This window comes from Nocardia sp. NPDC004568, assembly GCF_040609955.1.
In the GTDB taxonomy this organism is placed as follows: Bacteria; Actinomycetota; Actinomycetes; order Mycobacteriales; family Mycobacteriaceae; genus Nocardia.
The window spans coordinates 1-26,730 of sequence record NZ_JBEXLL010000033.1 but is presented as its reverse complement, the minus strand read 5'-3'; the positions used below and the strand labels follow the sequence as shown (position 1 = coordinate 26,730).

The following is a 26,730-nucleotide window of genomic DNA, read 5'->3' as shown; positions in this document are numbered from 1 at the left end:
CCGGCATCGCGGGGTCGAGGCTGTGTTTCGGCGCCGCGGGGTCGCGGGCTCGCTTGTGTCTCGCCTTTCAGGCCTCGGGGCTCGCGCTTCGCGCACGCGATGTCCGGCGGGCCGTTCATGGAGTGTGACCGTTGGTGAAGAACGCCCGCCGGCCCCGAGTACGACAGAGAGTAGGACCCGGGGGACCCCGCTTCGGCGGAAGGTTTACGATTCCAGAAGCGCAAGCTAACCGTTGGCCGCCCGGGCGCACCGGGCGGCGGGCAAAAACAGTGGAGCCTGCGGAGCGACCCTAAAGGCACCTTCAGGAGGATCAGTGACTGCCGTAGAGCCCAAGCCAGTCCCGCAGGGGGTGGAAGCGACTCGGCCATTTCCGGCGCGAACAGGGCCGAAGGGGTCGTTCATCTACAAGATGGTGACCACCACGGACCCCAAGGTCCTGGGCGTCATGTACTTGACCACCTCGATGGCGTTCTTCCTCATCGGTGGTCTGATGGCGCTGATGATGCGTGGTGAGCTCGCCCGCCCGGGCCTGCAGTTCCTCTCGCCCGAGCAGTTCAACCAGCTGTTCACCATGCACGGCACGATCATGCTGCTGTTCTACGCGACCGCGATCGTGTTCGGCTTCGCCAACATCATCCTGCCGTTGCAGATCGGCGCCCCCGACGTCGCCTTCCCGCGCCTGAACGCCTTCAGTTACTGGCTGTACGCCTTCGGCGCCACCATGGCGACCGCCGGTTTCATCACCCCGGGCGGCGCCGCGGACTTCGGCTGGACGGCCTACGTGCCGCTCACCGATATCCTGCATTCCCCGGGTGTCGGCACCGACCTGTGGATCATGGGCCTGGCCGTCTCCGGTCTGGGCACCATCCTCGGTGGTGTGAACATGCTGACGACCGTGGTCTGCCTGCGCGCTCCGGGTATGACCATGTTCCGGATGCCCATCTTCACCTGGAACATCGCCGTCACCAGCGTGCTCGTCCTGCTCGCCTTCCCGCTGCTGACCGCCGCGCTGATGGGCCTGGCCTACGACCGGCACCTGGGCGGTCACATCTACGACCCGGGCACCGGCGGCATCCTGCTCTACCAGCACCTGTTCTGGTTCTTCGGGCACCCCGAGGTGTACATCATCGCGCTGCCGTTCTTCGGCATCGTCTCCGAGATCTTCCCGGTCTTCAGCCGTAAACCGATCTTCGGTTACACCACCCTGGTCTACGCGACCCTGGGCATCGCGGCCCTGTCGATCGCGGTGTGGGCGCACCACATGTACGCCACCGGCGCGGTGCTGCTGCCGTACTTCTCGTTCATGACCTTCCTGATCGCGGTCCCGACCGGTGTGAAGTTCTTCAACTGGATCGGCACCATGTGGAAGGGACAACTGACGTTCGAATCACCGATGTTGTTCTCGGTGGGCTTCCTCGTCACCTTCCTGTTCGGTGGTCTGTCCGGTGTCATCCTGGCCAGCCCGCCGCTGGACTTCCACGTCACCGATTCCTACTTCGTGGTCGCGCACTTCCACTACGTGCTCTTCGGCACCATCGTGTTCGCCACCTACGCCGGTATCTACTTCTGGTTCCCGAAGATGACCGGCCGCATGCTGGACGAGCGGCTCGCGAAGTGGCACTTCTGGACCACGTTCCTCGGCTTCCACCTCACCTTCCTGGTGCAGCACTGGCTGGGCGCCGAGGGCATGCCCCGCCGCTACGCCGACTACCAGGCCGGTGACGGTTTCACCACGCTGAACACGGTCTCGACCATCGGCGCGTTCATCCTCGGCGCCTCGATGCTGCCGTTCCTGTGGAACGTCTTCAAGAGCTACCGCTACGGCGAAGTGGTCACGGTGGACGACCCGTGGGGCTACGGCAACTCCCTGGAATGGGCGACCAGTTGCCCGCCGCCGCGGCACAACTTCTACGAACTGCCGCGGATCCGCTCCGAACGTCCCGCTTTCGAACTGCACTACCCGCACATGATCGAGCGGATGCGCAACGAAGCCCACGTCGGATTCACGGGCGGTGCCAAGCACCATCCCGAGGAGACGACACTGGTCAAGTCCTGACCTCCGGTCGCTCACGAAAGCACCCGTCGGCTTCGGCCGGCGGGTGCTGTGTTTTCGGCGCCTGCGGTTGCCTCGGCATTCGATGTCCGGGTGGCGGCATGGGGCCGGGCGCGTGGGGGCTCCTCTGCGGCGTGTGGGCAGGGGGCCGTCCGCAGGCGAGATGGGGTGTGTACTTACATTGTTGTGGGCAGGCCCGCGGGCCCTGTGATCGTGCGCAGCGTGGCGCTACCTCCTTGTGGTCGACATCCATGGTCGGGGTCACGAGGGGTCCGCCCGCGGCGCCGGAGGCGACGCAAAGAGACACAGCCCGGGGTCACTAGGGCCCCGGCCCCGCGACGCCGGAGGCGTCGCCGAAGATAGGGAGTTGTTTTGGCCGAGACCACCGTGCTGGTCACCGTTACCGGGCCCGACCGTCCCGGTGTGACGTCGGTTCTGCTGTCGGCCATGTCGCGGCACCGGGTGAGTCTGCTCGATATCGAGCAGGTGGTGATTCGCGGCCGGCTCACCCTGGGTGTGCTGATCAGCTGTCCGTCCGACCCCGAGTCGTTGCAGGATGAGCTCGAGGAGGCGATGAACACCGTCGGTATGCAGGTCGATGTCGATATCGACCCCGAGGTCGCGCGGGCGCCGGTGTCCACACACGCGGTGGTGGTGCTCGGGTCGCCGGTGACGGCGCGGGCGTTCAGTACGGTGTCCCGGGAACTGGCCGAGCTCGGCGCGAATATCGATACGATCCGCGGTATCGCCGACTACCCGGTGACCGGGATGGAGTTGATGGTCACGGCGCCCGATCACGGCCGGGACACCGACTCCCGGTTGCGGACCGCGCTGGCCGATGTGGCGGTCATCGAACGGGTCGATATCGCCGTGGAGCGGGCCGGGCTGGCGCGCCGGGCCAAACGACTGATCGTCTTCGACGTGGATTCCACCCTCATCCAGGGCGAGGTGATCGAGATGCTGGCCGCGTACGCGGGCGTCGAGGACCAGGTGCGGGAGGTCACCGAGGCGGCGATGCGCGGGGAGATCGACTTCGCGGAATCGCTGCGGCAGCGGGTGGCGACGCTGGCCGGACTGGACGAATCGGTGATCGCGGCGGTGGCGGCGACGATCGAGCTCACCCCCGGGGCCCGGACCACCATCCGGACGCTCAAACGGCTCGGTTTCCGGTGCGGGGTGGTCTCCGGTGGGTTCCGGCAGGTGATCGACCCGCTCGCCCGCGAGCTTGACCTCGATTTCGTCCGGGCCAATGTCCTGGAAGTGGCCGACGGGAAACTCACCGGCCGGGTGGTGGGGCAGATCGTGGACCGGGCCTACAAGGCGACCGCGCTGCGGGCTTTCGCGGCCGACTCCGGGGTGCCGATGGAGCAGACCGTCGCGGTGGGGGACGGCGCCAACGATATCGATATGTTGAACGCGGCGGGCCTGGGCGTGGCGTTCAACGCCAAACCGGCGCTGCGGGAGGTCGCCGATACCGCGCTGTCGCACCCCTACCTCGATGCCGTGCTGTTCATCCTGGGCGTGACCCGTGACGAGGTCGAGGCCGCGGACGCCGAGGACGGATTGCTGCGACGAGTCCCGCTGGGCTGAGTTTCCGGCGTGCCGGCGCCCGCCGGGCCGAGGCCTCCTGGCTCCGGAAGCCGTGCCCGAGTCGGCACCGCGAGGGGTCGGGTGTCGGTGCGTGGGTAGGCTGTCGTCCGGTGAAGCTCGGGTGTTGGGAGGGTTGGTGGAATGCCGGATAGCGGCGTGACGGATGTAGCGGCGAACGGTCGCGAGATGGATACGGAGCCGGACTTCCCGGAAGACACTGATCCCGAGTTCCTGTCGGACCCAGGATTTTCCGAACGTCACGCCGAACTCGCCGCGGGGTACGGGAAGTTGGGCGATCCCGAGGATCCCGCACAGGTGCAGGCGATGCAGATGGTGCTGCACCTGCCCAAGACCGATCCGCCCGCGCGCAGCGATGTCCTCGCCGCCGCGGCGGCCGCGGCGGTCGCACTGTGCCTGGACCCGCGCGTCGGGTACGAAGGCGAATGGGAGCGGCCGTATCTGGCGTGGAAGCGCGCGCGGATCAGGAAGGTCGCCCGGCGGGCGCGCGGAGCCCAGTGGGCGGCCGCGAACGAGGTCCCCGGAGTGACCGTCGAAAGCGGGGGCGCGCTGGTGCGGGCCCTCGTGCCGGGACCCGTGGGTGAGGTCGACCCCCGGATCCGGCGCCTCCAGATCGGCGGCACCGATCTGGAATCCGACGATCCCGGGCCGGTACCCCTGGACGTCCCGGTGTTCTGGGTGAACGCCGAACTCGGGATGACCGTCGGTAAAGCCGCGGCGCAGGTCGGACACGCGAGCATGTTGTTCGCCGGCGCGCTGCCGGTGGAACAGGCCCGGACCTGGGCGCAGCGCGGATTCGCCTGCGCGGTGCGTGAGGCCGGGCCCGACGAATGGCAGATGCTGCGCGCCGCCGTCGCCCGCAGCGCGGCGACCGCGGTGCGCGATGCCGGTTTCACCGAGGTCGCGCCGGGTTCCACCACTGTGATCGCCACCCGGCCCGCGCGGCCGGACCAGTGGTAGGAGATGCGCACCGTCCACGTCGTCACCCACCCGGAAGCGACGCATCACGTCGACCGGGTGGTCGGCGGCTGGTACGACTCCCGGCTCACCGCTACCGGTGAACGCGACGCGGAGGCTGTCGCCGAGGCCGTGCGGTCGCGGATTCCGCACGGCGCGGACGTCGAACTGTTCTCGTCGGATCTGCGCCGGACCGCGCAGACCGCCGCGGTGATCGGTGCCGCGCTGGACCTGACCCCGGTGTACGACGCCCGGCTCCGGGAGAAGTCCTACGGCGAGGCCGGGGGACGACCACAGCAATGGCTCGACCGGAGGTTCGTACCGCCCGCCCGCGATCGGTGAGCGGATGGCGCACGACGAAGGTATCCCCGGCGCCGAGACCCGGGCGGCGTTCGCGCGGCGCGTCTATGCCGCCGTGAACGCCGTCCCGGACAGCCGCTGCGCGAACCAGGTCATCGTCACCCACGGCGGCACCCTCACCTTCGTGCTGGCCGCGTGGATCGGGATGCCGCTCGAGGCAGCCGGTTACGTGGCCTTCCATGCCCCCGCCGGGAGTATCACCCGACTCCCCGAGGACGACTACTACCACAACCGCAGGATCGAGAGCCTCGGCGATACGCGCCACCTGCCGACGCGCCGCTGAGGCGTTGCGCCTGCCCGTCCGCCTGCCCCTCCTGTTTGTCGCATACTGCCGATCCGGGCGGTCGCGCGCGCCGGGGCGGCGGTGAATCGCGGGTGCCCGGTGCCGCGAGCGTGTTCGCCTCGAGACAAGATGGAGCGCGTGGCGCATCCAGATCCAGATCTGCTCATCGACTTCACCAATGTTTCCATCCGCCGCAACGGGCACAATCTCGTCGGCCCGGTGACCTGGCAGGTAGAACTCGACGAACGCTGGGTCGTCCTGGGCCCCAACGGAGCCGGAAAGACCTCGCTGTTGCAGATCGCGGCGGCCGAGACCCATCCCTCCTACGGCACCGCCTACGTACTCGGTGAACGACTCGGCAAAACCGACGTCAGCGAACTGCGGCCCCGGATCGGGCTGTCCTCCGCGGCCCTGGCCGCGCGTATCCCGCCGGAGGAGCGGGTGGCCGACCTGGTCGTCTCCGCCGGTTACGCGGTCCTCGGCCGGTGGCGTGAGAAGTACGACGACGTCGACACCGACCGCGCGATCGACATGCTGGAAAGCCTGGGCGCCGAACACCTTCTGGACCGCACCTACGGCACACTGTCGGAAGGCGAACGCAAACGGGTTCTGATCGCCCGCGCTCTCATGACCGATCCGGAGCTGCTGTTGCTGGACGAACCGGCCGCGGGCGTGGACCTGGGCGGCCGGGAAGAGCTGGTGGAGAGCCTGGGCGATCTGGCCTCCGATCCCGACGCCCCGGCGCTGGTGCTGGTCACCCATCACGTCGAGGAGATCCCGCCGGGCTTCACTCACTGCATGCTGATCAGCGAGGGCGAGATCGTCACCCAGGGATTGCTCGACGACGTCCTCACCGCCGAGAACCTGAGTGAAGCCTTCCGCCAGAACATCGCACTGGACCGGATCGATGGCCGGTATTTCGCCCGCCGGAAGCGGCGGCTGGGACGGCACCGGTCGCGGTAGGAATCCACCGGAGCGCGGGGAAGAGCGGCACTTCGGGAACGGTGCTGAAGGCGCGGGCGGATGACAACCGAGGCGGAAGTCCAGGCGCGCAGGGCTCTCACCTTCGCCGACCCGCCCGCCCTCCTCATCCTCGCGCACCGTCACCTTCATCCCCGCGCACCGGCGCACCGACACCACAGCTAGTGTGCGAGGGGTGAGTGAGACGACTGTGCCGGATTCGGCGGCGGGGGTCCCCGAGGCCAAGGATGCCTCGACCGTGATGCTGGTGCGTGACGGCGCCGCCGGTCCGGAGGTTTTCCTGCAGCGGCGGGCGGGGGCGATGGCTTTCGCCGCCGGGATGACCGCTTTCCCGGGTGGGCGGGTGGATCCTGTGGACGCCGAGGTGGCGATCGACTGGGCCGGGCCGTCACCGCGCTGGTGGGGGGAGCGGTTCGGGGTGTCCGAGGCCCGGGCCAAGGCGCTGGTCTGTGCGGCGGTGCGGGAGACCTTCGAGGAGTGCGGGGTGCTGCTGGCCGGGCCGACCGCCGATACCGTCGTCGCCGATACCACCGGGTACCGCCGGGAGCGGGAGCGGATCGAGGGCCGGGATCTGACGTTGTCGGAGTTCTTGGCCGAGCGGCGGCTGGTGTTGCGCGCCGATCTGCTGCGGCCGTGGTCGCGCTGGATCACTCCGACGGTGGAGCGCCGCCGTTACGACACCCACTTCTTCGTGGCGGTGCTGCCCGAGGGGCAACTGGCCGACGGAGCGACCACCGAAACAGATCTGGTGCTGTGGTCCACTCCGGCGGCGGCGCTGGAGACGTGGCGGGCGGGTGAGCACGTGCTGCTGCCGCCGACCTGGTCGCAGCTGACGTCGCTGGCCGGCTATTCCGATACCGCGCGGATCCTGGCGGCCGAACCGGCGATCGATCCGATCCAGCCGGTGTTCGGTGAGGTGGACGGTAAGCCGCTGCTGCAGTTCCCGGACAATATGCGTTACTTCGCCGATCTGCCGGATCCGTCGCGGCTGGTCGGGTCCAAGGGGATGCGCGATACCGATCCGTCGCTGCTGGGCGGCTCCGGGAATGCGGGCGGCGCCGCCGGCGGCCGGTAGCGTAGGCGTCCATGGCGGAATTCGTATCCCTGTCCCGGTCCGGCGAGGCGAGCGGGTCCGGGCGTGGTGTGGCGGTGCTGCGTATCGCCCGCCCGCCGATGAATCTGTTCGACACCCAGCTGATCCGCGAGATCGCGGAAGCGGCCGCCGCCTGCGGTGCCGATCCGGAGATCGCCGCGCTGGTGGTCTACGGGGACGAGCGGGTGTTCTGCGCTGGTGACGAGCTGGCCGAGCTGGCCGAGCTGCCCGCCGAACAGGCCGCCGCCATGGCCGGCGACCTGCAGACCGCGCTGGGCTGCCTGGCCGCGATCCCGCAGCCCACGGTGGCCGCGATCAGCGGATACGCCCTCGGGTCGGGGCTGGAGCTGGCGCTGGGGGCCGACCGGCGCATCATCGGTGACAATGTGAAGTTCGGATTTCCGCAGATCGATGCGGGACTCATCCCGCTCGCGGGGATCCGGCGGCTGTCGCTGCTGATCGGTCCGGGGGCGGCGAAGGACCTGGTGTACAGCGGACGTTTCGTGGAGGCCGACGAGGCCGCGCGGCTGGGTCTGGTCGACCAGGTGGTCGCGCCCGACGATGTGCTGGGGGCGGCGATCGACTGGGCCCGCCGGTTCACCGACGGTCCGGCGCGGGCGCTGGCCGCCGCGAAGGCGGTGTTCGAGGCGGGGCCGGACGGTCCGCAGCGGGCCCGTGCCGAGTGGGCGCAACTGTTCGGCACCGCCGACCAGCGCCTCGGCACCCGCTCCTACCTGCGTGACGGGCCGGGGTCGGCCGTATTCACAGGGCGCTGAACGAGTCGCGGGTCACCCGAACCTACCCGGCGGTATCGGAAGTCCGGCCGGGAAAGGATAGGCTCTCCGACCATGACGGTACGCCCCGACGACCCCGCACCCCATCCGCACGCCACCGCCGCGGAGGTCGAAGCTGCATTCGAGGACACCAAGCTCGCCCAGGTGCTGTATCACGACTGGGAAGCCGAGACCTACGACGACAAATGGTCGATCTCCTATGACGAACGCTGCATCGATTACGCCCGCGGCCGGTTCGACGCCGCGGTCGGCACCGATGCGGAGTTGCCGTACGAGCGGGCTCTCGAACTGGGCTGCGGTACCGGTTTCTTCCTGTTGAACCTCATGCAGTCCGGGATCGCCAAGAGCGGTTCGGTCACCGATCTGTCGCCCGGCATGGTGAAGGTCGCGCTGCGCAATGCCGAACATCTGGGCCTGGATGTGGACGGCCGGGTCGCCGACGCCGAGACCATCCCCTACGACGACGACACTTTCGACCTGGTCGTCGGGCACGCGGTCCTGCACCACATCCCGGATGTGGAGCAATCGCTGCGGGAATGCCTGCGGGTGCTGAAACCGGGCGGCCGTTTCGTCTTCGCCGGCGAGCCCACCACCATCGGCAATTTCTATGCCCGCAATCTGGGCAACATCACCTGGAAGGCGACCACCGCCCTCACCAAACTCCCGTTCCTGCGGGACTGGCGCCGCCCCCAGGAGGAACTGGACGAATCGTCGCGGGCCGCCGCGCTGGAGGCCGTGGTCGACCTGCACACCTTCGACCCGACCCGGCTCGAGGAGATGGCGCGCTCGGCGGGCGCGGTGGAGGTGGCCGCGCACACCGAGGAGTTCGCCGCCGCCCTGTGGGGCTGGCCGGTGCGGACCTTCGAGGCGGCCGTTCCGGACGAGAAGCTCACCTGGGGCTACCGGATGGCGATGTACCGCGCGTGGCTGGGGTTGAGCTGGGTGGACGAGAACGTGATGCGTCGGGTGGTGCCGCGGCAGTTCTTCTACAACGCCATGATCACCGGAGTGAAACCGGCCGCCGCCGGGACATAGTGGGGTACGGCTTCGACGCGGCCGATATCGGCTATCTCGGCTCGGCGGACGGTACGGCCGCGCTGGCCGAGGTCGCGGAGCTGGAACTCACCTCCGCCTCGCAGCTCCGCGATGTGGCCGCGGTGCGCCGGACCTACGGTGAGCGCGCCGCGGCGCTCATCGAGACGGTCCGCCTGCGTCGCCGGGCCGCGGCCAAACTGTCCGGCGCCCAGGAGTGGCTGCTGACCGACGACGCGGTACAGCAGGCCACCCCGACCCTGGTCGCCCGCCATCGCGCGAGCCGGCTGGCCGGTCGCGATGTCCACGACGTCACCTGCTCGATCGGCGCGGAGCTGGCTGAACTGGCCCGGGTGTGCCCGCGGGTGGTCGGCAGCGATCTGGACCCGATCCGGCTCGCCATGGCCCGGCACAATCTGACCCATCCGGTCCCGCCGCCCGCTTCCGCGCCGGTGGCACCCGCGCACCGCAGCGGAACAGCTGTGGCCGGTGCCACCGAAGCGACGGAGCGGGGCGGCGGCGAACCGAGGTCACGAGGGTTCGCTCCCGGCGGTGCCGCGGGCGCGGTGGCCGATCCGGGCTCGCCGGCGCCTCGCCCGACGGCGGCGCGGGCGACGCCGGAGAACACTGTGCTCGTGCGCGCCGACGCCCTGTTCCCGTGCACATCCGGGACCGTCGTCGTGGCCGATCCGGGCCGGCGGGCCGATGGGAAACGCACCCACGATCCGGCCGCGCTGCAACCACCGCTACCGGATCTGCTGGCGGTGTACGCGGGCCGCGATCTGGTCGTGAAATGCGCTCCCGGAATGGATTTCGACACGCTGGGCTGGGACGGTGAGGTCGAGGTCGTCTCGCTGGACGGCGGAGTCCGGGAAGCGTGCCTGTGGTCGGCGGGCCTGCGCGAGCCCGGGGTGGGCCGCCGAGCCACCGTCCTCACTTCCGGCGGCGCGGTGACCACCCTCACCGATGCCGATCCGAGCGAGATCCCGGAGCGCGCGCCGGGGGAGTGGATCGTGGACCCGGACGGTGCGGTGGTCCGCGCCGGGCTGGTCCGGCACTACGCGGCCCGCCACGGTCTGTGGCAGCTGGATCCGCGGATCGCCTACCTGACCGGCGACCGTCCCCCCGCGGGGGTGCGCGGCTTCCGGATTCTCGACCGCTGTGTGTTGCGGGAGAAAGTGTTGCGGGCGGAACTGCGCCGCCGGGACTGCGGGCCGCTGGAAATCCTGGTCCGCGGTGTGGACGTCGATCCGGATATTCTGCGGCGACGCCTGAAACCCACCGGCTGCCGGCCCTATACGCTCGTGATCACCCGCATCGGCACCACGGCGACCGTCTTCCTGTGTGAGGCTTCGCGGGCCTGACCTGAGTATGGGGACTCCGGAACGGGTTACCGGAGTTCGACGTAGCGCGGTGGCTCCCCGTCCAAGGCATCCAGGGTCGGAATGGGTTTGTCCGTCGGTGATCCGCGCTCGTCGAATGAGAGCACTCCGCGGCCCCGCGTATCCCGGTGGCCCCGTGCAGCCGCTTCATCGCCTGTAGCACCTGTTCGGAGTGCACGATGTCCCGGCGTAGCCGGCCTCCTGCCGGATCGCCTGGACAGTCGTCACCGCCGCGTGGTGTTCCATGACGGCGGCGCAGTTGTCCACCCCGCAGGGGTCAGTCCTCCGGGGAGTGTGAGCGCCGTCTCGCGGTGACTCGAAGTGCGTTCGGCCGTAAAGTGGTCAAGGCGCGGGCTCGAACGGTATGCCGGGGGTCGGGAAGTAGGTGCCAACGTGACGCGACTGCGGCAACGACTATTGACGCTTCGGTGCGGGCGAACTGATATCCGAGACATTGATGCCGCCCCATGCCGAACGGAATGAAAGTCAGGCGTTGCGGATGCGCTTTCTCGGCCGTCCAGCGATCGGGATCGAACCGCATCGGGTCAGGATAGATAGCAGGGTCACGATGCAGGGCGGTGCTGCTGTAGACAACCTCCGCGCCAGCCGGAATCCGGAACTCGCCGAAATCAATCGGTGCGGTCAGTTGTCGCATGAGGAACCATGCCGGGGAATGAAGGCGGAGCGCCTCGTTCAAAACCAGGTTCAGATACCGAAGTTTCGACAGATCCGTGTAAGTGAGTGGGCCGTCCTGAAGCGCCATATCCAGTTCGGCATGTAATCGGGATTCAACTGCGGGGTTGCGCCCCAGTTCGTGAAACAACCAACTGAGGGTTGTCGCAACGGTCTCCGAGCCCGTGAACAATAATGAGATCACCTCGTCACACAGCTGGTCGTCACTCATCGGGAGACCGGTATCCTCGTATCGTGCGTCCAGCAACATGGAGAGCAGATCAGTTCGGTTGCTACCCGTGGATCGATAGTGCGACATCGCCTCGCGCACCAGATTTTCCAGACGTGACCGCATTGCCACGAGCTGTCGGCCGCCAAATCCCGGAAACCGCTCCCACGAGTCAGGCACAAGCGTCCGTACGAATCCGTATTTGACGAGATTCGGCAACAGGCTACGCACTTCGGTAACGATGCCTTCGCAGTAGTCATCGGAAAATATCGACCTGGTGATGATGGCAAGCGTGAGGTTGCCTAGTTCCTCGTCGAGAGCAAGTTTCTGCCCTGATGTCCAGGACGAGGCCACTGACGCCGCCTCCGCCTGTATAATCTCGGCGTAGCCCGTCATGCGGCGGGCATGAAACGCGGGTTGCATAATGCGACGTTGCTTTCGGTGTGTAGTGCCGTCCGAGGTTGCCAGACCTTGCCCGGTGAATACACGCGCCTTCTCGAAAATCCGCCCCCTGGCAACATTCCCCGCCTCTGTGACAAGTAATTGATGGATAAACTCCGGTGAGTTCAGTAGGTAGTAACGTCGTGTGCCGATGTACAGCTGAACCACGTCACCACTCAGCCGCGCATCCATCAACAGACCCATCGGATCACTGAGTAGCGCGGGAATATGTCCGAGTAAAGGTACGCGCCTCGGCGCAGTGGGAAGCATTATTCATCCTTTCTACGACAAGTACTGCCAGATGAGATCGGGGCAATGGCCCCGCTGTCAGACCGCACCTTTACCATTGAAAGACGGCATCCTCACGAAAAGGAAGCACTTGGAAGTAGTCCAACTGATCCTCGTGGCACGTTTGGGTGGTTTGATAACGGGAGCTCGCGGACTTGTACCATTGCAATGATCCGGTGGCCCAGTCGCGCATGTTCTCGGCCACCAACACCGTTCGATCCCTCAGCCCATCCTCGCATCCACCTATTTCGAGCACCTGATGTAGCTGTGAAATCTGTTTATCCAGAAACCGAATTCGTGCGTGAAGCATCCGTTTGGCGTTGTCCCAGGAACTCGACAGATCACCGCCGGTCAAGTCGCGGATTCGATTCACGATGTTGATAGCCTCATCGGGCCCGTCGCGCCGCGCGGAAACGAGGTCGGAGCACCAGTGACTGATATCGATGGAGGCATCGATTACTCGCCGAAAATCAGGGACACTGTACAGCCAATCGGGCAATTCGAACCCGAGACAAGGCTGCGTCAATTCCATGTACGGCGCGACCGCGGATGCTGCCCGCCGACGATCGATGTGCGTCATCAAATCGTTCCGACGGCGCTCGGCCCGATCTGCCGCCTCATTGCTGATCTCTCGAAGATAGTTGGTGAAACCCATCCGGGCACGACGCCGTACGAGAGGATATCCCTCAGTAACCCGCTCGAAGACGTCAGCGAGAGCTATGCCTGCCGGGCTCCGCGGAGCTGTCCCACCCAGCCCGCGCATAACGTCCGCGAGAATTTCCCCTGCCTGCTCCGGTTCGGCACGCAGTGGACCTTCATCAATGTAGTCATCAACAACGTAGAAGATGGTGTACATGTCTGCAAGGTCGCATGCTGTCACTTCACTGATCGTGTCGGGATGCATCAAGACCGCACATGCTGCCGTATCGGTGAGTTCGAGATGCTCCACCGCAGCCTGAGACTGCACGATTCCAAAGTCTTTCGCCCACTGTACCGTATGTTCGGCCGCAGCATCGTGATGCGGACTGGACCGCTTGAGGGGAAGTACGCTCAGAAATTCATCGATGTCAAGTGCCGGATATGTCATTGCACGTAGCCTTCGTTATCAGCAGCCGCCGCGCTCCGGGCGGGCGGCTTTCGGTTACCGGTCTCGCCATGCGATGGCGTGGGCCAGCGCCATCAAATCCGCCCCTGCCTGAGACTGAGGTCGGGCCGACTGCAGCAACTGTTCTACTGAAGTCTGAATTCGTGACAGCTGTATCTGCACCCAGCGCCGCCCACCTGCCCGTTCGATGAGCGCCGCTGCAAGCTCCAGGTCATGGTCGTTGCGCGGGAACCCTTCGGTGTTGTAGAGCTCTGCCAGCTGTCTCCCCGCGGCGGTATCGGAAGCCAGTGCTGCGGCAACAGGCAATGTCTTCTTGCCCCGAGCCAGATCCGAACTGCTGGATTTGCCGGTCGACGCAGGATCACCCCAGATGCCCAACAGATCGTCCGCAAGTTGGTAGGCCAATCCGACATCTCGGCCGAATTGCCCGAACGCTCGGGCCCGATCGACCGGTGCGCCGGCGGTGAGCGCGCCCAGCTCACAAGCGGCACCCATCAGGGCTCCGGTTTTGTATTCGGCCATCCGCAGGCAGGACGCCAGATCGACGGACGCAGAACGCTCGAACGCGAGGTCGTCCCACTGGCCCATGCACAGTTGCCGCAAAGCTTCGGCGAAGACAGCGCAGGCAGCGGGCTCGAAGTCGGACAGCAACTCGAAGGCCATGCACAGCAACAGGTCGCCGCTGAGGATTGCCTGGTTTACTCCGAACCGTGCCCACACCGTAGGTTGGTGGCGACGCGTTCGGTCACCGTCCATGACGTCGTCGTGCAACAAGGTAAAGTCATGGACAAGCTCCACTGCCAACGCCGCAGTGCAAACACGTTCTGTCGGCTGTGCGCCCTTACCGTCGGTCACCGCAGCAGCGCAGGCCAACAGCAGAGCCGGACGAACCATCTTCCCGGCACCGTCGCGAGTCACACCGTCGCCATCCCACCAGCCCGCATGATAGCCAACGACATTCCGCAGCCGATCCGGCAGGCGGTCGACCGCCTCTTTGTACCGCGGCTCGATGTGACTACGCGCCATCGCCAACAAGCCCACGACCGACTCATCCGCCACCCACACCATCAGACCCACCAACGCCGACCATGGCCGAGGGTGCCCCGGACATCTCCGGCAGATTCTTCCGTCATGTTGCGAACTGCAACGGAGTTCGACAAGCGAACGGGCACTTTGATGGCGCGCACGGACATTTGACACATCCTCCAGTCCGGCGCTGTACCGCCCGAGCCGGGTAGTACGCGCAAGGTATCCAGCACGGCATTTGCCGGGTTCCAGTTGTGAGTCGAATCGGTGATTCCGAGATTCCGCACCCACTCCTCCTCGCATCGCGCTGCACCTTGGTCGCTCGGGTGCCTCCGAGTACTCAGATGTTATCTCAGGTCTTCCGGGTAAGGGCGCTGTCCCACAAACACTTTCGGCTCGACGCAGCCACCACCATGGACGGCATCGTCACCGGCTGGACCACCAGGCCGGCTCGTGTTCGGGTTCCAGGCCGTCGTCCCGGACGATCGCTTCGACCTGCGTGAACGGGGTCCCCTCGTCGTCCGGGCGGCGCGGCGCACCGGTGATCGGGTCCATAGGACAGCCCGGCGGCGGCCGTGGCGCGGCCGAACTCGCGTGGCCGGCTACGAACAGCCGCCCCGGGTACTCGATGGCGCCACCGAGCCGGCCCAGCGCGAGGTCGTGGTAGAGACCTCGGCCTCTTGATCCGCCGCCTGATATTGAGCCGGTTCAGGCTCTGCAGCAGTGTTTCCAGGTTACGGCCACCCCCGGGGACAAACCCTCCGGTACCTGGCCGGCAGCTTCGAGAATCTCGATGTCATCCTGACCGCGCGTCTCCATTCGCATGATCGATCGGGCGGTACCGGGGCGCGGGCACCTGTCCGTGGCCGGCGAGCGCGGGTCGGGCGTGGGTGTCGGCGGGCCGGGGTACGGTCGCTGCATGACGATGTACGCCGCGCTGCTGCGGGGGATCATGCCCAGTAACCCGAATATGAGCAACGAGAAATTGCGCGGCGTGTTCACCGGGCTGGGCTTCGAATCGGTGGCCTCGGTGCTGTCCAGCGGCAATATCGTTTTCGCCACCGAGGAGACGGGGGTCGCCGAGCTCGAGGATCGCATCCAGGAGGCACTGAACGCCGAACTCGGGATCCCCGGCGGCACCATCCTCCGCGCCGAGGCCGAATTGCGCGATCTGCTCGACCGGGACCCGTTCGCCGGTTTCACCCACGGCCGCGACACCTATCTCACCGCCACCTTCTTCAAGGCGCAGAGCGAGGCCGCCCCGGCGATGCCCGCCGACGACGATCCGCTCACGAAGATCATCGGTTACGACGCGGGCGCCCGGGTCTTTCTCGCGGTCGTCGACAACAGCACACCGCGGACACCGAATTTCATGGCGTGGCTCGACCGCGCCTACGGTAAGGACATCACCACCCGCACCTGGCTGACGGTGCAGCGGATCGTCAAGAAGATCGATGCGGTGAAATAGGCGGTTCAGGCCTCCTGGGCGACGCCGTTCTTCTTCCGTTCGATATCGGCCAGTGCCGCTTCCCGCGCCGCCCGCTGGGCCGCGCCGGCCTCCCAGGTGGATTTCCGGTTCTTCACCACCCGCGCCGGTGCGCCGACCGCGATGCTGTAATCCGGGATATCGCCCTTGACCACGGCGTGCGCGCCGAGCACGCAGCCGCGGCCGACCCGGGTCTCGCGCAACACGGTGACCTTCGCCGCGATCCAGGTGTCGGGTCCGATCCGGACCGGGCTCTTCACGATGCCCTGGTCCTTGATCGGCAGGGTGATGTCGTCCATGCGGTGATCGAAGTCGGTGATGTAGCACCAGTCGGCGACCAGGGTGGATTCGCCGATCTCGATATCCAGGTAGGTGTTGACGACATTGTCCTTGCCGAACACCACCTTGTCGCCGATCCGGAGGGAGCCCTCGTGGCAGCGGATGGCGTTCCCGTCCCCGATATGGACCCAGCGCCCGATCTCGAGCCGGCCGAGTTCGGGAGTCGCGTGGATCTCCACATTGCGTCCGAGGAACACCATGCCGCGCAGGATCACATGCGGGTTGGCGAGCCGGAACTTGAACAGCCGGTAATAGCGGACCAGATACCAAGGTGTGTAGGCGCGGTTGGCCAGCACCCAGCGCAGCGAGCCGAGGGTGAGGAACCGGGCCTGCCGCCGGTCGCCGCGCCGGGAGCCCTGCCAGCGTGAGCGCAGCGGTGCGCCCCACATGCTCGTCACGAACGTTTCTCCTCGTAGTCTGTGCTGCCCGGTACTGCCGAACAGCCTACTTTCGTGGTCGGGAGCCCCGGCCTATACCCTTCCGTTAATCTTCCACACACGTGGGCCCGGGGAGACAGGACGACAGAGGAGACCAGCAGGTGCGTATCGGCAGCGGCGTACGGACCGTGTCCTGGGTTGCGGCGGCGGTGGCCGCCGTGGGAGTGCTCACCGCCTGCGGCACCGATGTCGACGACATCACCGTCGGCCGCGGCCTGGGCTGGCCCGCGCCGGGGCACGAGAGCCGCAACAGCGGCACCACCCCGGTGACCGGTTCGCGGGCGCTGAGCCTGCAGTGGTCGCGGCCGGTGGGCGGGCCGGTCGCGCAGCCGCCGACGGTGGGCTCGGACGGGCAGATCTTCGTCACCAGCCGCACCGACGCCGACTGCGAGATCTTCTCCTACCAGATGCCTACGGGGCGTAAGCGTTTCTGCAATCCGCTGGGTCCCAACGCCATCTATTCACCCACCCTGCTCGACGGCGCGAACAATGTGTACGCCGGACTCGACAGTGGCGTGGAATCGGATAATTTCCTCGGTCAGCCGCGCTGGCGGACGCCGGTGGCGGGCGTACCGATCGGGATGCAGTTCACCGGTGACGGTCATCTGCTGGTGATCACCCAGTCCGGGCAGGTCGATGTGCTCGAGCGGCAGACGGGTAAACGGATGGTCCCCACCCAGCAGTTGCTGCCGCAGCCCGATTTCCTGCAGTCGCCGAATCTGGACTGGCCGCCGGCCGGCGCCGGTCTGGAGGATTGCCACACCGGCGGCCCCGAGTGCGCGGTCGCCACGGTGGCGGCGATGGATATCGATACCGGGCGGATCTACGCGACGGTCCGCAGGCCCGGGGAGCCCAAGGCTGCCCTGGTGGCGCTGCGCTATGCCGACGGGAAGGTCCGGCAGGAGTGGAGCCGGGAGATCCTGGCCGGCGGCAGTGCCACCGATCCGGCCCTGTCCGCCGACGGAGCGACGCTCTACGTCGGCGACAACAGCAAACGCCTGATCGCGGTGAACACCGCCGACGGCACCCCGAAATGGGAGGCGCAGCTGGACTGGGAGCCGCGCCGCGGGATCTCGGTCTCCGACGACGGCCTGATCGTCCCGGCCGGTGACGAAGGCTATCTGCTCGCCCTGCGAGACACCGGCGACAGTTTCGAAAGAGTATGGGAGCGTAAGGATCTGGCGTTGCGGGGCCGGCCGGTACAGACCGCGGGCGGGATCGGCTACGTCACCGCCGCCATCGGCAGCGGGCTGAACCTGGTCACCTTCGATACCGGTACGGGCGCCACCCTGGACTCCGATGTGCTGCCGGGCGCCCAGGGCACCACCACCGGCACCGCGGTCGGCGCCGAGGGCGAGGTCGTGGTCGCCACCCGGATCGGCGAGATCTTCGCCTTCACGGAGAACGACTGATACCTCGGTGGCATCGGGCCCGGAGCCACCGCGGTCGCGCCGGTACCGGGCGGCGGTGGGCAATATCGCCGCCGTCACCGCATAATGGTCTCCGGCTCGCCGACCGGTAGGGCGACCGTCGATCCCCGCCGTACCGGACATTTCCGACGGTGGGTGAAGTCGCCCGCTCGCTGCGTGGGTGCCGGCTCGTGCGCAGGGGACGAGTGTGACCGGCCCGTGCGCCGGCACCCCGCTGGGCCGGCCGTTCGAGGAGCGGATCGGCGCCACCGCGGCGCTGGGAACACCCGGGGTTACTTCGGATCCCGTTCCGGGAGGGGGCGTTCCACGATCACCGGGCGGCCCAGCGGGTTGCGAACCCGCCGCTTCGCGTCCGAGTAGATATCGGCTGTTTCGGCCGCCACCACATCCCAGGCGAAATCGGCGGTCAGCCGCTCCCGGGCCGCGAACGCCCGCTCCTGGGCGGCCGCCGGATCGTCGAGTACCGAGATCACCGCGTCCACCAGGCCGTGCACATCGGCCGGTTCGAAGGACGTCCCGGTGACCCCGTCGATCACGGCCTCACCGAGCCCGCCGGCGGTCGAGGTGACCAGCGGGGTCCCGGCCGCGGCGGCCTCGAGCGCCACGATCCCGAACGGTTCGTAGCGGCTGGGCAGGACGATCGCGTCGGCGCCGTGCAGCCAGCCGAGCAGTTCCGCGTGGTCGAGCTGGCCTGTGAAGTGCACCGCCCGCGCCACCCGGTGCGTCCGGGCGAGTTGGCGCAGCCACTCGAACTGGGTCCCGACCCCGGCCACGGTGAGCACAGTGCCGGGATGGGCCCGGCGGATCCGGGGCAGCGCGGCGATGGCGTCCTGCACACCCTTCTCGTACTCGAGGCGTCCCACATAGAGCAGCCGGGGCGGGCCGCTGCGGGGCGAGCGGGTACGGAAGGTCCACGCCCCCACATCGATTCCGTTCCGGATCACGTGCACCGGGATCCGGTCGGGGCGGTAGAGCCGCTCCACCTCGTCCTTCATCGAGGTGGAGCAGGTGATCAACGCGTCGGATTCGTTGGCCAGCCACCACTCCACCGAATGCACCTGCCGGTTGACCCGGCCGGCGACCCAGCCGCTGTGCCGACCGGCTTCGGTGGCGTGGATGGTCGACACCAGCGGGACGTCGTAGTACTCGGCCAGTGCGATGGCGGGATGGGCGACCAGCCAGTCGTGCGCGTGCACCACATCCGGTGTCCAGCCCTCGCCGATTCCCGGTTTGTCCAGTGCGATCCCGGCGCGCACCATCGCATGACCCATGGCCAGGGTCCAGGCGAGCATATCCTCGCCGAAATCGAAGATCGGCGGATCCTCGGCGACCGCCACCACCAGCACCCCTTCGGCGATGAACGAATGGGTGGGGTGGGTGGCCGGGCTGGTGCCGGTGGGCCGCCGGGCGAGTACCACTACTTCGTGACCGGCCGCGGCCAGTGATGTCGCCAGGTGATGGACATGTCTGCCCAGCCCGCCGACGACCACCGGTGGGTACTCCCACGACACCATCAAGATTTTCATCGCGGTCCTTCTGCAGGGGTGACGCGTAGCCTACGCGCGTCCAGGGCCGGGAACACGCCGTCGGCCACCGCCCATCCTGCCGCCAGATCGTGTGCTCTGCCGAGTTGACCGGCTTCGACCGCACCGGCGATCTCGCGGACCGCGTGCGCGTGCTGATGGGCTCGGTCGCGGGCGTAACCGGCGGCGGAGTCCTTGCTGACCATGAAGGCCCAGTCGCTGGACACGGTCAGGATCGCTTCGCGCAGCAGCTGGTCGGCCACCGGGTCCCGGCCGGTCGGGGCGCCGGCGCGCATCTTGGCGGCCGTATCCATCGCCAGCCGCACGATCTCGGCGTTCAGATCGACCAGATCGCGCACCTGATCACCGGCCCAGACCCGCCAGTCCTTACCGGAGCCCCACGAGGAATCGGTGAGTGGAACCGGGTCCCCGACGAAGCCGCGGTCGCGCGCGTCGGCCAGGGTGCCGACCGTGACCCCGGCTTCCGGGAGCGCCCGCAGTACCTGGGCCAGCCACTGCGGGCCCTCGTGCCACCAGTGGCCGTACAGTTCGGTGTCGAACGCGGCGACCACCAGCGCCGGCCGGCCGATCCGCTCGGATTCGCCGATCAGCCGTTCGCGTACCGTCTGCACGAAGTCCTCGACATCGCGGCCGATCTGGGCGGCGGCGAGACCGGGATCGTAGGGGGCCTTGTCCGGCCCGGCCACGGTTTTCCCGGTGACCCGGGCCGGTTTGAGCCCGGTCGCGTGATCGTAGTGATGGAAGTCCCGGTAGGCCCCGTGGCCCGGATACCCCGATTTGGGCGACCAGACCCGGTAGCTGACCGTGAGATCGCGGCCGAACGCCAGGACCGGTGATTCGCGCACCGGGCGGCCCAGGGTCGTATCGCCGCGCAGCGCGGGCCCGTCGACCATGAAGTGCGTCACACCCGCGTCGGCGTAACCCCGCTCCATACCGGGCGTGAACCCGCATTCCGGCGCCCAGATCCCGGACGGGGCGTGGCCCCAGCGCAGCCGGGCGTCGGTGAGGCCCTCGCGGAGCTGGAATTCGCGCAGCCGCTCGTCGAGCAGTGGCTGGAACGGATGCGCCAGCGGGCCGCCCAGGAGCTCGATGACATCGCCGTCGAGCAGTTGCCGCCAGACCGGGGCGGCCCCGTGCCGCCAGTTCTGCTCGAATTCGGCCAGTGCCGCGGCCGCCAGCCGGTGTTCGTGCGCGCCCAGCGCGCGGTTGCCGGCTTTCGCGGCCTCGTCCGCCCGTAACTGCCAGTTGCCCAGCCAGTGGTGCATACCCGCCAGGCAGTGTGGATCGTCGAGCTGGGCGGCCAGCGCCGGAGTGATCCCGAGGGTCAGCAGATGCGAGCGGCCCTCGGCGGCCAGCGTGCGCAGTACCTCGACGACCGGCAGGTAGGACGCGGCCCAGGACTGGTAGAGCCATTCCTCGCCGACCGGCCAGCGGCCGTGCCGGGCGAGCCAGGGCAGATGGGAGTGCAGGACGAGCGTGAACTGTCCGGGGACCGCCTGAGTTCGCTTGCCGCTCAAGGTTTCACCGCGAGCGCGAGGAGATCGAGACTGGTGTCGATGGCTTCGGGGGTCAGCGCGAAATCGTCGACGGTGATACCGGCGACATCGGCGGTGAGCTCGGCGGGCCAGGGTTCGCCGGCCAGGGCGCGTTCGATCTGGGCGTCGATGAACGAACCGCCGTGTTTGGCGTCGAGCGCCCGCAGTGTGGGCCCGTGGTGCACGCCGGTCATCAGTTCCACCCGGAAACCGGCCTGTTCCAGCAGTTCGGTGAGTTCGGCCGCGTTCAGCTCGCGTGTGTGGAAGGGGTTGAGCGGGGTGTCCCGGCCGGGCGAGAAGGTGATCCGGTTCGGCGTGCTGATGAGCAGTTCGCCGCCGGGGCGCAGGACGCGCAGGCATTCGCGGAGAAACTCGGCCTGATCCCAAAGATGTTCGATCACTTGGAAATTGACCACCGCGTCCACCGCGGCGTCGGGGAGGGGAAGTGCGGCGAGATTGCCGCGGACCATATGGACCGCCGGGTAGCGGGTGCGTACGTGCGCCGCGGCGGTCCGGTCGTAGTCCAGGCCCACGACCGTTTTCGCGACGGCGGCGATCATATTCGCGCCGTAGCCCTCACCCGAACCGGCCTCCAGGACGATCTTGTCCGCGCAGCGCGGCAGCAGCCGGTCGTAGACGATCTCGTGCCGGCGGAACCAGTAGTTCTCCTCCGCGATACCCGGCACCGTGCGCTCACCGGTCAACGGCAGCGGCTCCGGTGCGTCGTCGGTGGCCGGTGCGGCGGGAATCACAGCCTCGCTCATTGCGACGAGGTTACTGGTACGGCCCGGTACGGGAGACGCCCGGTAGGGCCCCAGACCGGCTTGCCACGTAAGTTACCCACGGGTAACTTAACGTAGGGTAATGTCTCGGCCTGAGCTACTCACATGGACGTACGGCCGCTGGAGATCGTGCGACCGCCAATACAGGTAACCAGAACAGGAGGTCGACGAAGACCGATGCCGAATATCGTCGTACTCATCAAGCAGGTGCCCGATACCTGGTCCGAGCGCAAGCTGACCGACGGTGACTTCACCCTCGACCGTGAAGCCGCCGACGCGGTGCTCGACGAGATCAACGAGCGCGCCGTCGAGGAAGCCCTCCTGATCAAGGAGGCCCAGGGTGGCGAGGTCACCGTGCTGGCCGCCGGTCCCGATCGCGCCACCGAAGCCATCCGCAAGGCCCTGTCCATGGGCGCCGACAAGGCCATCCACATCAACGACCCGGCCATCCACGGTTCCGACGCGGTGCAGACCGCGTGGGTGCTGGCGGGCGCGCTGGGCCAGGTCGAGGGTGTCGAACTCGTCATCGCCGGTAACGAGGCCACCGACGGCCGCGCCGGCGCCGTCCCGGCCATCATCGCCGAATACCTGGGCATCCCGCAGCTCACCCACCTGCGCAAGCTCACCGTCGACGGCGAGAAGATCACCGGTGAGCGGGAGACCGACGACGGTGTCTTCAAGCTGGAGGCCACGCTGCCGGCCATCGTGAGCGTCACCGAGAAGATCAACGAGCCGCGCTTCCCCTCCTTCAAGGGCATCATGGCCGCGAAGAAGAAGGAAGTGCAGACCTTCACCCTGGAGGATCTGGGCATCGATCCGTCGACCGTGGGCGTCGAGAACGCGGGCAGCACCGTCACCGCCTCCACCCCGAAGCCGCCGCGTACCGCGGGCGAGAAGATCACCGACGAGGGCGACGGCGGCACCAAGATCGCCCAGTACCTGGTCGGTCAGAAGATCATCTGAGACCCGCACCCGCAGCAACTTCTAGGAGAACAGACAAATGGCAGAAGTACTTGTGCTCGTGGAGCACGCCGAAGGTGCGGTCAAGAAGGTCAGCACCGAACTGCTGAGCGCCGCCGCCACCCTGGGCGAACCGGCCGCGGTGGTGCTGGGTGCGCCCGGCACCGCGGACAAGCTGTCGGATGCCCTGGCCGCCGCGGGCGCCGCCAAGATCTACGTCGCCGAATCCGATGACGTGGAGAACTACCTGGTCACCCCGAAGGTCGATGTCCTGGCCGGCCTGGTCGAATCCGCTTCCCCGGCCGCCGTCCTGGTCGCCGCCACCGCGGAGGGCAAAGAGGTCTCCGGCCGGCTCGCCGCCCGGATCGGCTCCGGCCTGCTGGTCGACGTCATCGATGTGAAGGCCGACGGCACCGCCGTGCACAGCATCTTCGGTGGCGCGTTCACCGTCGACGCCAAGGCCACCGGCGACGTCCCGGTCATCTCGGTGCGCCCCGGTTCGGTCGAGATCAATGCCTCCGCCGGCGCCGGCGAGAAGGTGACCGTCGAGGTCCCCGCGCAGGAAGAGGGCGTCGTCAAGGTCACCAGCCGCGAGCCCGTCGTGGCCGGTGACCGTCCGGAACTCACCGAGGCGAGCATCGTCGTCTCCGGTGGCCGCGGTGTCGGTTCGGCCGACAACTTCTCCGTGGTCGAGGCCCTCGCCGATTCGCTCGGCGCGGCTGTCGGCGCCTCCCGCGCCGCGGTCGACTCGGGCTACTACCCGGGCCAGTTCCAGGTCGGTCAGACCGGTAAGACGGTCTCCCCGCAGCTGTACGTCGCCCTGGGTATCTCGGGCGCCATCCAGCACCGGGCCGGTATGCAGACGTCCAAGACCATCATCGCGGTCAACAAGGACGAGGAAGCCCCGATCTTCGAGATCGCCGACTACGGCATCGTGGGCGACCTGTTCAACGTCGCCCCGCAGCTGACCGAAGAGGTCAAGAAGCACAAGGGCTGACCACTCGCGGCATCATCCGCGAGCAGTCGCAGCTGTGCCCCCGGCCGGGTCATCCGGCCGGGGGCACAGCTGTATGCGGGTGCCGGCCCGGGTATGCGGTGCGGGCCGAGCCGTATCGGCCCGGCTCAGCGGCCGAGGGTGTCGCCGAGGAACTTCCGGATCGAGGGTGCCAGTGCCGCGGCCAGATCGTCCGCGGTATCGACGCGGGCGGGGAACGCATCGCGTACCAGGCGGCCGTTCGGCAGCAATCCGGCGACCTCCTCGGCGAACCGGGTGGGATGGCGGTGGTCGATGCCCGGGATCACCAGTGTCGGGACCGTCAGTGCGGTCAGGTCGGCCGGGGTGCGGAACGCGCGGTCGCGGCCGATGGCGGCCGCGGCGGCGATACTCGCCGGGTCGCTGCGCGGGATCGCCTCCCGGACCAGTGTCCCGATCACCGGCGCCAGGCCGGGCAGAATCGGCGCCCAGGCCGCTTCGACCCCGTGGGTGGTGACGGTCTCGGCGAAGGCGTCCAGTAGAGCGGTTTCGGCCTGCTTCGCCGCATCGTCCTCGATGTCCTCGAGGCTGATCAGGATCGCGGCGTCGAAGCGTTGGGGATGGGCCGTCGCCCCGCACCAGGTGTGGGCGGCCGGATCCGGACACGGTGACTGCCCGTACCCGCGGATATCGGGGAGGACGACGCGATAGGTGTCGGCGAGCCGGTCGGCGAGGGGGAGCAGACTGCGATGATCCGGACCACCGCTGTGCATCAGCACCACCGTGGCGCCGGCACCGCGGGCTTCCGCGCGCAGAGGGTGACCGTCCTGGCCGGGATAGGTGAACATGTGGACCTCCGAAATCCTTGTCCGATCTGCTGGTGCGACCGCTGATACCGGTCAGCCGGCGCCTCCGGGCGGGGGTAGCAGGAACGCGAGCGCGGCGGCCGCCGCCGGGACCAGGCACAGGGCGGTCAGCACCGCCTGCGGGCCGTGCCGGTCGGCGAGCTGTCCGAACACAGGCATGAACAGCCCGCCCGCGCTCACCGCGATACCGAGCGTGACTCCGGCGGCGGTGCCGGGCCGGGCCGGAAGGTAGTCCTGGCCCAGTTTGACCAGCACCGCGAACGGAATATTCACGGCCACACCGGCCAGCGCGACCAAGACCACGGCGAGCCCGGGGATCCGCGCAGAGCCGGAGCGCGACCAATGCCGGGACCGCGACGACACTTCCGAGCCGGATGGTCGCCCGCGTGCCGAGGCGGTCCGCGATGCGCCCACCCGATATGGTCCCCGCCACGCCACCGACCAGGAACGCGGTGAGTGCCACTCCGCCCAGGAGGGCGCCGCTTCCCAGCTGCCCGATCCAGTACAGCGCGATGAAGGTGTTCATCCCGAGGAAGAGAACGGAGCGGATGACCGCGACCGCGGTCAGGACGAGGAAGGGCCCCCACCGGTCCCGGCCCGCGGTGCTGCCGGCCGTCGTGAGGTGGGCGGCGTGCCGTGTCTGGTGCCGCCACAGAATGAAGGCCGTGAGTACCGCCGGGGGAACGAACAGCGCGGCGGCCCCGACCCCCAGCGTGGACAGCAGCGGCGTGGCCAGGGCGGGGGCCAGGAAGAACCCGACGCTACCGCCGGCCGCGAAAAGACTCATGGCGATCGTGCTGTCCCCGGCGGCGCGGCGGGCATCCCGGCCGGCGGCGGGATGGAAAGCGGCGATACCGATTCCGGAGATCAGGATCAGCAGCCAGACGAGCGGGTATGCCGGTGCGAGACCCGCCAGCCCGGCTCCGGCCCCGGCCACCAGCAGCCCGGCCGGCGCCGCCCACCGCAGCGGCCGGCGATCGACCAGCACCCCCAGCAGCGGCTGGGGCAGTGAACTGCCCAGCGCGGCCGCCAGGGCGAGACCGGACGCGACGACGTAGCTGTACCCGCGTTCCAGGACGAAGAACGGGATGCTGGCGGGGACCAGACCCTGGTAGAAATCGTCGACCGCGTGCGCGATCACCCAGTGCCGCATACGGTTCCATACCTTGTCCGGACCGGCCGTGGTCGCGGAGGCGGTTGTCGGGGTGTCCACAGGCGGGTCCTCCTGGTCGTCGGTCGGGACCAGCGTAGGAAGCGAGCGTCCATGACTTCTTCCGATAAAATGCCAAGATATGTCGATAACCCGCCGAACGATTCCCACGCCCACCCGGGTGCGGGACCTGCCGGGAGGGTCGCATATCGATCCGCATCGCCATCCCGACCATCAGCTGATCTACTGCAGCGGTGGCGCGGCGGAGGTCCGTACCGATACCGGGACCTGGATCGCGCCACCGGACCGCGCGATCTGGATTCCTGCCGGGCACCGCCACGAGCACCATTTCTTCGGACCGACCCGTTTCCACTGCATCGCTTTTCCGGTCGCGCCGGCGGGGGAGCGGGAGGCGCCGATCGTACTCGCGACCTCCGCGCTGGTGCGGGAACTGATCATCGCCTGTTCCGCGCCGGGCGACCTACCGGACGGCGAACTGGGACGGTTGCGGCAGGTCCTGCTCGACCAGCTGGGCCGGATGCCGCGCCAGCGTCTGCCGCTGCCGGTCGCCCGCGACGAACGCCTCCGGCGCGCCTGCGCTCTCGTCGAGGCGGATCTGGAAACCAGCTGGACCCTGGCGGAGCTGGGCCGTCGGGTGGGCGCGGGGGAGCGCACTCTCACCCGGTTGTTCCGGACCGAGTTCGCCCTGACCTATCCGCAGTGGCGAACCCACCTACGGCTGCACCGGGCGGTGCGCATGCTGGCCGAGGGCGATTCGGTGACGATGGTGGCCGGTCGCTGCGGCTGGGCCTCGCCCAGCGCGTTCATCGATGTGTACCGGCAGGCATTCGGACGCACCCCGGGCAGTTCGCGACGTGGCAGGAATCGCTAGCGGCGACACCCACCGGGCGCGATGCCATGGAT

24 protein-coding genes and 1 pseudogene are annotated in these 26,730 nt (G+C 68.0%); 15 read left to right on the top strand and 10 right to left on the bottom strand.

The window, feature by feature from the left end; translation table 11 throughout:
* Positions 1-313: 313 nt before the first annotated feature.
* The 10 genes from ctaD (at position 314) to ABZV91_RS16655 (ending at position 10,525) form a co-directional block, all read left to right on the top strand.
* The gene (ctaD, locus tag ABZV91_RS16700; RefSeq protein ID WP_355241892.1) at positions 314-2,056 is read left to right on the top strand and encodes a cytochrome c oxidase subunit I; all 1,743 of its coding nucleotides are present in this window, start codon (positions 314-316) and stop codon (positions 2,054-2,056) included.
* A 369-nt stretch (positions 2,057-2,425) separates the two neighbouring features.
* Complete coding sequence (serB, locus tag ABZV91_RS16695) at positions 2,426-3,643, top strand: phosphoserine phosphatase SerB (RefSeq protein ID WP_355241889.1); 1,218 nt, start codon at positions 2,426-2,428, stop codon at positions 3,641-3,643.
* 186 nt (positions 3,644-3,829) lie between these two features.
* Positions 3,830-4,621, top strand: coding sequence for an aminoacyl-tRNA hydrolase (locus tag ABZV91_RS16690; RefSeq protein ID WP_355241886.1), 792 nt, complete (start codon positions 3,830-3,832; stop codon positions 4,619-4,621).
* Positions 4,622-4,624: 3 nt separating this feature from the next.
* Positions 4,625-4,960, top strand: coding sequence for a histidine phosphatase family protein (locus tag ABZV91_RS16685; protein ID WP_355241883.1), 336 nt, complete (start codon positions 4,625-4,627; stop codon positions 4,958-4,960).
* A 4-nt stretch (positions 4,961-4,964) separates the two neighbouring features.
* Positions 4,965-5,261: a histidine phosphatase family protein gene (locus ABZV91_RS16680; protein ID WP_355241880.1), complete on the top strand. Its 297-nt coding sequence runs from the start codon at positions 4,965-4,967 to the stop codon at positions 5,259-5,261.
* 129 nt (positions 5,262-5,390) lie between these two features.
* Positions 5,391-6,224 (top strand): ABC transporter ATP-binding protein, encoded by an 834-nt coding sequence (locus tag ABZV91_RS16675; protein WP_355241877.1) that lies wholly within the window; start codon positions 5,391-5,393, stop codon positions 6,222-6,224.
* A gap of 259 nt (positions 6,225-6,483) precedes the next feature.
* Entirely contained in the window at positions 6,484-7,317 is an 834-nt protein-coding gene (locus ABZV91_RS16670) for an NUDIX hydrolase (protein WP_355242020.1), read from the top strand.
* An 11-nt stretch (positions 7,318-7,328) separates the two neighbouring features.
* On the top strand, positions 7,329-8,111 hold the full coding sequence (locus ABZV91_RS16665; RefSeq protein ID WP_355241874.1) for an enoyl-CoA hydratase-related protein: 783 nt from the start codon (positions 7,329-7,331) through the stop codon (positions 8,109-8,111).
* Positions 8,112-8,183: 72 nt separating this feature from the next.
* Positions 8,184-9,164: a class I SAM-dependent methyltransferase gene (locus tag ABZV91_RS16660; protein ID WP_355241871.1), complete on the top strand. Its 981-nt coding sequence runs from the start codon at positions 8,184-8,186 to the stop codon at positions 9,162-9,164.
* Complete coding sequence (locus ABZV91_RS16655) at positions 9,164-10,525, top strand: class I SAM-dependent methyltransferase (protein ID WP_355241868.1); 1,362 nt, start codon at positions 9,164-9,166, stop codon at positions 10,523-10,525. Before ABZV91_RS16660 ends, ABZV91_RS16655 begins: the two co-directional genes overlap by 1 nt.
* A 295-nt stretch (positions 10,526-10,820) precedes the next feature.
* On the opposite strand, the gene ABZV91_RS16650 is transcribed toward ABZV91_RS16655, so the two are convergent.
* The 4 genes from ABZV91_RS16650 to ABZV91_RS16635 all read right to left on the bottom strand — a co-directional run bounded on the left by ABZV91_RS16650 (position 10,821) and on the right by ABZV91_RS16635 (position 14,859).
* Positions 10,821-12,155 (bottom strand): cytochrome P450, encoded by a 1,335-nt coding sequence (locus ABZV91_RS16650; RefSeq protein ID WP_355241865.1) that lies wholly within the window; start codon positions 12,153-12,155, stop codon positions 10,821-10,823.
* 70 nt (positions 12,156-12,225) lie between these two features.
* Positions 12,226-13,260 carry a hypothetical protein gene (locus tag ABZV91_RS16645; RefSeq protein ID WP_355241862.1) on the bottom strand — a complete coding sequence of 345 codons (1,035 nt, stop codon included), beginning with the start codon at positions 13,258-13,260 and terminating at the stop codon, positions 12,226-12,228.
* Positions 13,261-13,314: 54 nt separating this feature from the next.
* Complete coding sequence (locus ABZV91_RS16640; protein ID WP_355242017.1) at positions 13,315-14,346, bottom strand: polyprenyl synthetase family protein; 1,032 nt, start codon at positions 14,344-14,346, stop codon at positions 13,315-13,317.
* Between the two features lie 384 nt (positions 14,347-14,730).
* On the bottom strand, positions 14,731-14,859 hold the full coding sequence (locus ABZV91_RS16635) for a hypothetical protein (RefSeq protein ID WP_355241859.1): 129 nt from the start codon (positions 14,857-14,859) through the stop codon (positions 14,731-14,733).
* Positions 14,860-15,223: 364 nt separating this feature from the next.
* On the opposite strand from ABZV91_RS16635, the gene ABZV91_RS16630 reads away from it, so the two are divergent.
* Positions 15,224-15,772 carry a DUF1697 domain-containing protein gene (locus ABZV91_RS16630; protein WP_355241856.1) on the top strand — a complete coding sequence of 183 codons (549 nt, stop codon included), beginning with the start codon at positions 15,224-15,226 and terminating at the stop codon, positions 15,770-15,772.
* A gap of 5 nt (positions 15,773-15,777) precedes the next feature.
* On the opposite strand, the gene ABZV91_RS16625 is transcribed toward ABZV91_RS16630, so the two are convergent.
* The gene (locus ABZV91_RS16625) at positions 15,778-16,527 is read right to left on the bottom strand and encodes an acyltransferase (RefSeq protein ID WP_355241853.1); all 750 of its coding nucleotides are present in this window, start codon (positions 16,525-16,527) and stop codon (positions 15,778-15,780) included.
* A 140-nt stretch (positions 16,528-16,667) separates the two neighbouring features.
* On the opposite strand from ABZV91_RS16625, the gene ABZV91_RS16620 reads away from it, so the two are divergent.
* Positions 16,668-17,978, top strand: a complete 1,311-nt coding sequence (locus ABZV91_RS16620) for a PQQ-binding-like beta-propeller repeat protein (RefSeq protein ID WP_355241850.1) — start codon at positions 16,668-16,670, stop codon at positions 17,976-17,978.
* A 290-nt stretch (positions 17,979-18,268) separates the two neighbouring features.
* Here the strand turns inward: ABZV91_RS16620 and ABZV91_RS16615 are convergent, their stop codons facing one another.
* The 3 genes from ABZV91_RS16615 to ABZV91_RS16605 are packed head-to-tail and all read right to left on the bottom strand — an operon-like array spanning position 18,269 to position 21,839.
* Positions 18,269-19,522, bottom strand: a complete 1,254-nt coding sequence (locus tag ABZV91_RS16615) for a glycosyltransferase family 4 protein (protein ID WP_355241847.1) — start codon at positions 19,520-19,522, stop codon at positions 18,269-18,271.
* The gene (locus tag ABZV91_RS16610; protein WP_355241844.1) at positions 19,519-21,057 is read right to left on the bottom strand and encodes a glycoside hydrolase family 57 protein; all 1,539 of its coding nucleotides are present in this window, start codon (positions 21,055-21,057) and stop codon (positions 19,519-19,521) included. The genes ABZV91_RS16615 and ABZV91_RS16610 overlap by 4 nt, the downstream gene beginning before the upstream one ends.
* A complete protein-coding gene (locus ABZV91_RS16605) occupies positions 21,054-21,839 on the bottom strand; it encodes a methyltransferase domain-containing protein (RefSeq protein WP_355241841.1) in 786 nt (261 codons plus the stop codon). The genes ABZV91_RS16610 and ABZV91_RS16605 overlap by 4 nt, the downstream gene beginning before the upstream one ends.
* Before the next feature lie 195 nt (positions 21,840-22,034).
* Here ABZV91_RS16605 and ABZV91_RS16600 point away from each other — a divergent pair, with 195 nt between their 5' ends.
* Complete coding sequence (locus ABZV91_RS16600; RefSeq protein ID WP_039826006.1) at positions 22,035-22,820, top strand: electron transfer flavoprotein subunit beta/FixA family protein; 786 nt, start codon at positions 22,035-22,037, stop codon at positions 22,818-22,820.
* Positions 22,821-22,857: 37 nt separating this feature from the next.
* The gene (locus tag ABZV91_RS16595) at positions 22,858-23,814 is read left to right on the top strand and encodes an electron transfer flavoprotein subunit alpha/FixB family protein (protein ID WP_355241838.1); all 957 of its coding nucleotides are present in this window, start codon (positions 22,858-22,860) and stop codon (positions 23,812-23,814) included.
* 125 nt (positions 23,815-23,939) lie between these two features.
* Here ABZV91_RS16595 and ABZV91_RS16590 read toward each other — a convergent pair whose 3' ends face one another.
* Positions 23,940-24,638: an alpha/beta hydrolase gene (locus tag ABZV91_RS16590; protein ID WP_355241836.1), complete on the bottom strand. Its 699-nt coding sequence runs from the start codon at positions 24,636-24,638 to the stop codon at positions 23,940-23,942.
* A gap of 51 nt (positions 24,639-24,689) precedes the next feature.
* Positions 24,690-25,809, bottom strand: a pseudogene (locus ABZV91_RS16585) (MFS transporter).
* Positions 25,810-25,948: 139 nt separating this feature from the next.
* Here ABZV91_RS16585 and ABZV91_RS16580 point away from each other — a divergent pair.
* Positions 25,949-26,698 (top strand): helix-turn-helix transcriptional regulator, encoded by a 750-nt coding sequence (locus ABZV91_RS16580; RefSeq protein ID WP_355241833.1) that lies wholly within the window; start codon positions 25,949-25,951, stop codon positions 26,696-26,698.
* The last annotated feature ends 32 nt before the right edge of the window (positions 26,699-26,730 follow it).

Excerpts from the sequence above, each read along its gene's own strand:
- ABZV91_RS16690 (WP_355241886.1), top strand. The coding sequence starts at position 3,830 with ATGGATACGGAGCCGGACTTCCCGGAAGACACTGATCCCGAGTTCCTG.
- ABZV91_RS16635 (WP_355241859.1), bottom strand. The coding sequence starts at position 14,859 with ATGGACCCGATCACCGGTGCGCCGCGCCGCCCGGACGACGAGGGGACC.
- ABZV91_RS16580 (WP_355241833.1), top strand. The coding sequence starts at position 25,949 with ATGTCGATAACCCGCCGAACGATTCCCACGCCCACCCGGGTGCGGGAC.
- ABZV91_RS16685 (WP_355241883.1), top strand. The coding sequence starts at position 4,625 with ATGCGCACCGTCCACGTCGTCACCCACCCGGAAGCGACGCATCACGTC.
- ABZV91_RS16675 (WP_355241877.1), top strand. The coding sequence starts at position 5,391 with ATGGAGCGCGTGGCGCATCCAGATCCAGATCTGCTCATCGACTTCACC.
- ABZV91_RS16595 (WP_355241838.1), top strand. The coding sequence starts at position 22,858 with ATGGCAGAAGTACTTGTGCTCGTGGAGCACGCCGAAGGTGCGGTCAAG.
- ABZV91_RS16590 (WP_355241836.1), bottom strand. The coding sequence starts at position 24,638 with ATGTTCACCTATCCCGGCCAGGACGGTCACCCTCTGCGCGCGGAAGCC.
- ABZV91_RS16600 (WP_039826006.1), top strand. The coding sequence starts at position 22,035 with ATGCCGAATATCGTCGTACTCATCAAGCAGGTGCCCGATACCTGGTCC.
- ABZV91_RS16615 (WP_355241847.1), bottom strand. The coding sequence starts at position 19,522 with ATGAAAATCTTGATGGTGTCGTGGGAGTACCCACCGGTGGTCGTCGGC.
- ABZV91_RS16650 (WP_355241865.1), bottom strand. The coding sequence starts at position 12,155 with ATGCTTCCCACTGCGCCGAGGCGCGTACCTTTACTCGGACATATTCCC.
- ABZV91_RS16660 (WP_355241871.1), top strand. The coding sequence starts at position 8,184 with ATGACGGTACGCCCCGACGACCCCGCACCCCATCCGCACGCCACCGCC.
- ABZV91_RS16640 (WP_355242017.1), bottom strand. The coding sequence starts at position 14,346 with ATGGTGTGGGTGGCGGATGAGTCGGTCGTGGGCTTGTTGGCGATGGCG.
- ABZV91_RS16630 (WP_355241856.1), top strand. The coding sequence starts at position 15,224 with ATGACGATGTACGCCGCGCTGCTGCGGGGGATCATGCCCAGTAACCCG.
- ABZV91_RS16605 (WP_355241841.1), bottom strand. The coding sequence starts at position 21,839 with ATGAGCGAGGCTGTGATTCCCGCCGCACCGGCCACCGACGACGCACCG.
- ABZV91_RS16670 (WP_355242020.1), top strand. The coding sequence starts at position 6,484 with ATGCTGGTGCGTGACGGCGCCGCCGGTCCGGAGGTTTTCCTGCAGCGG.
- ABZV91_RS16645 (WP_355241862.1), bottom strand. The coding sequence starts at position 13,260 with ATGACATATCCGGCACTTGACATCGATGAATTTCTGAGCGTACTTCCC.
- ABZV91_RS16680 (WP_355241880.1), top strand. The coding sequence starts at position 4,965 with ATGGCGCACGACGAAGGTATCCCCGGCGCCGAGACCCGGGCGGCGTTC.
- ABZV91_RS16665 (WP_355241874.1), top strand. The coding sequence starts at position 7,329 with ATGGCGGAATTCGTATCCCTGTCCCGGTCCGGCGAGGCGAGCGGGTCC.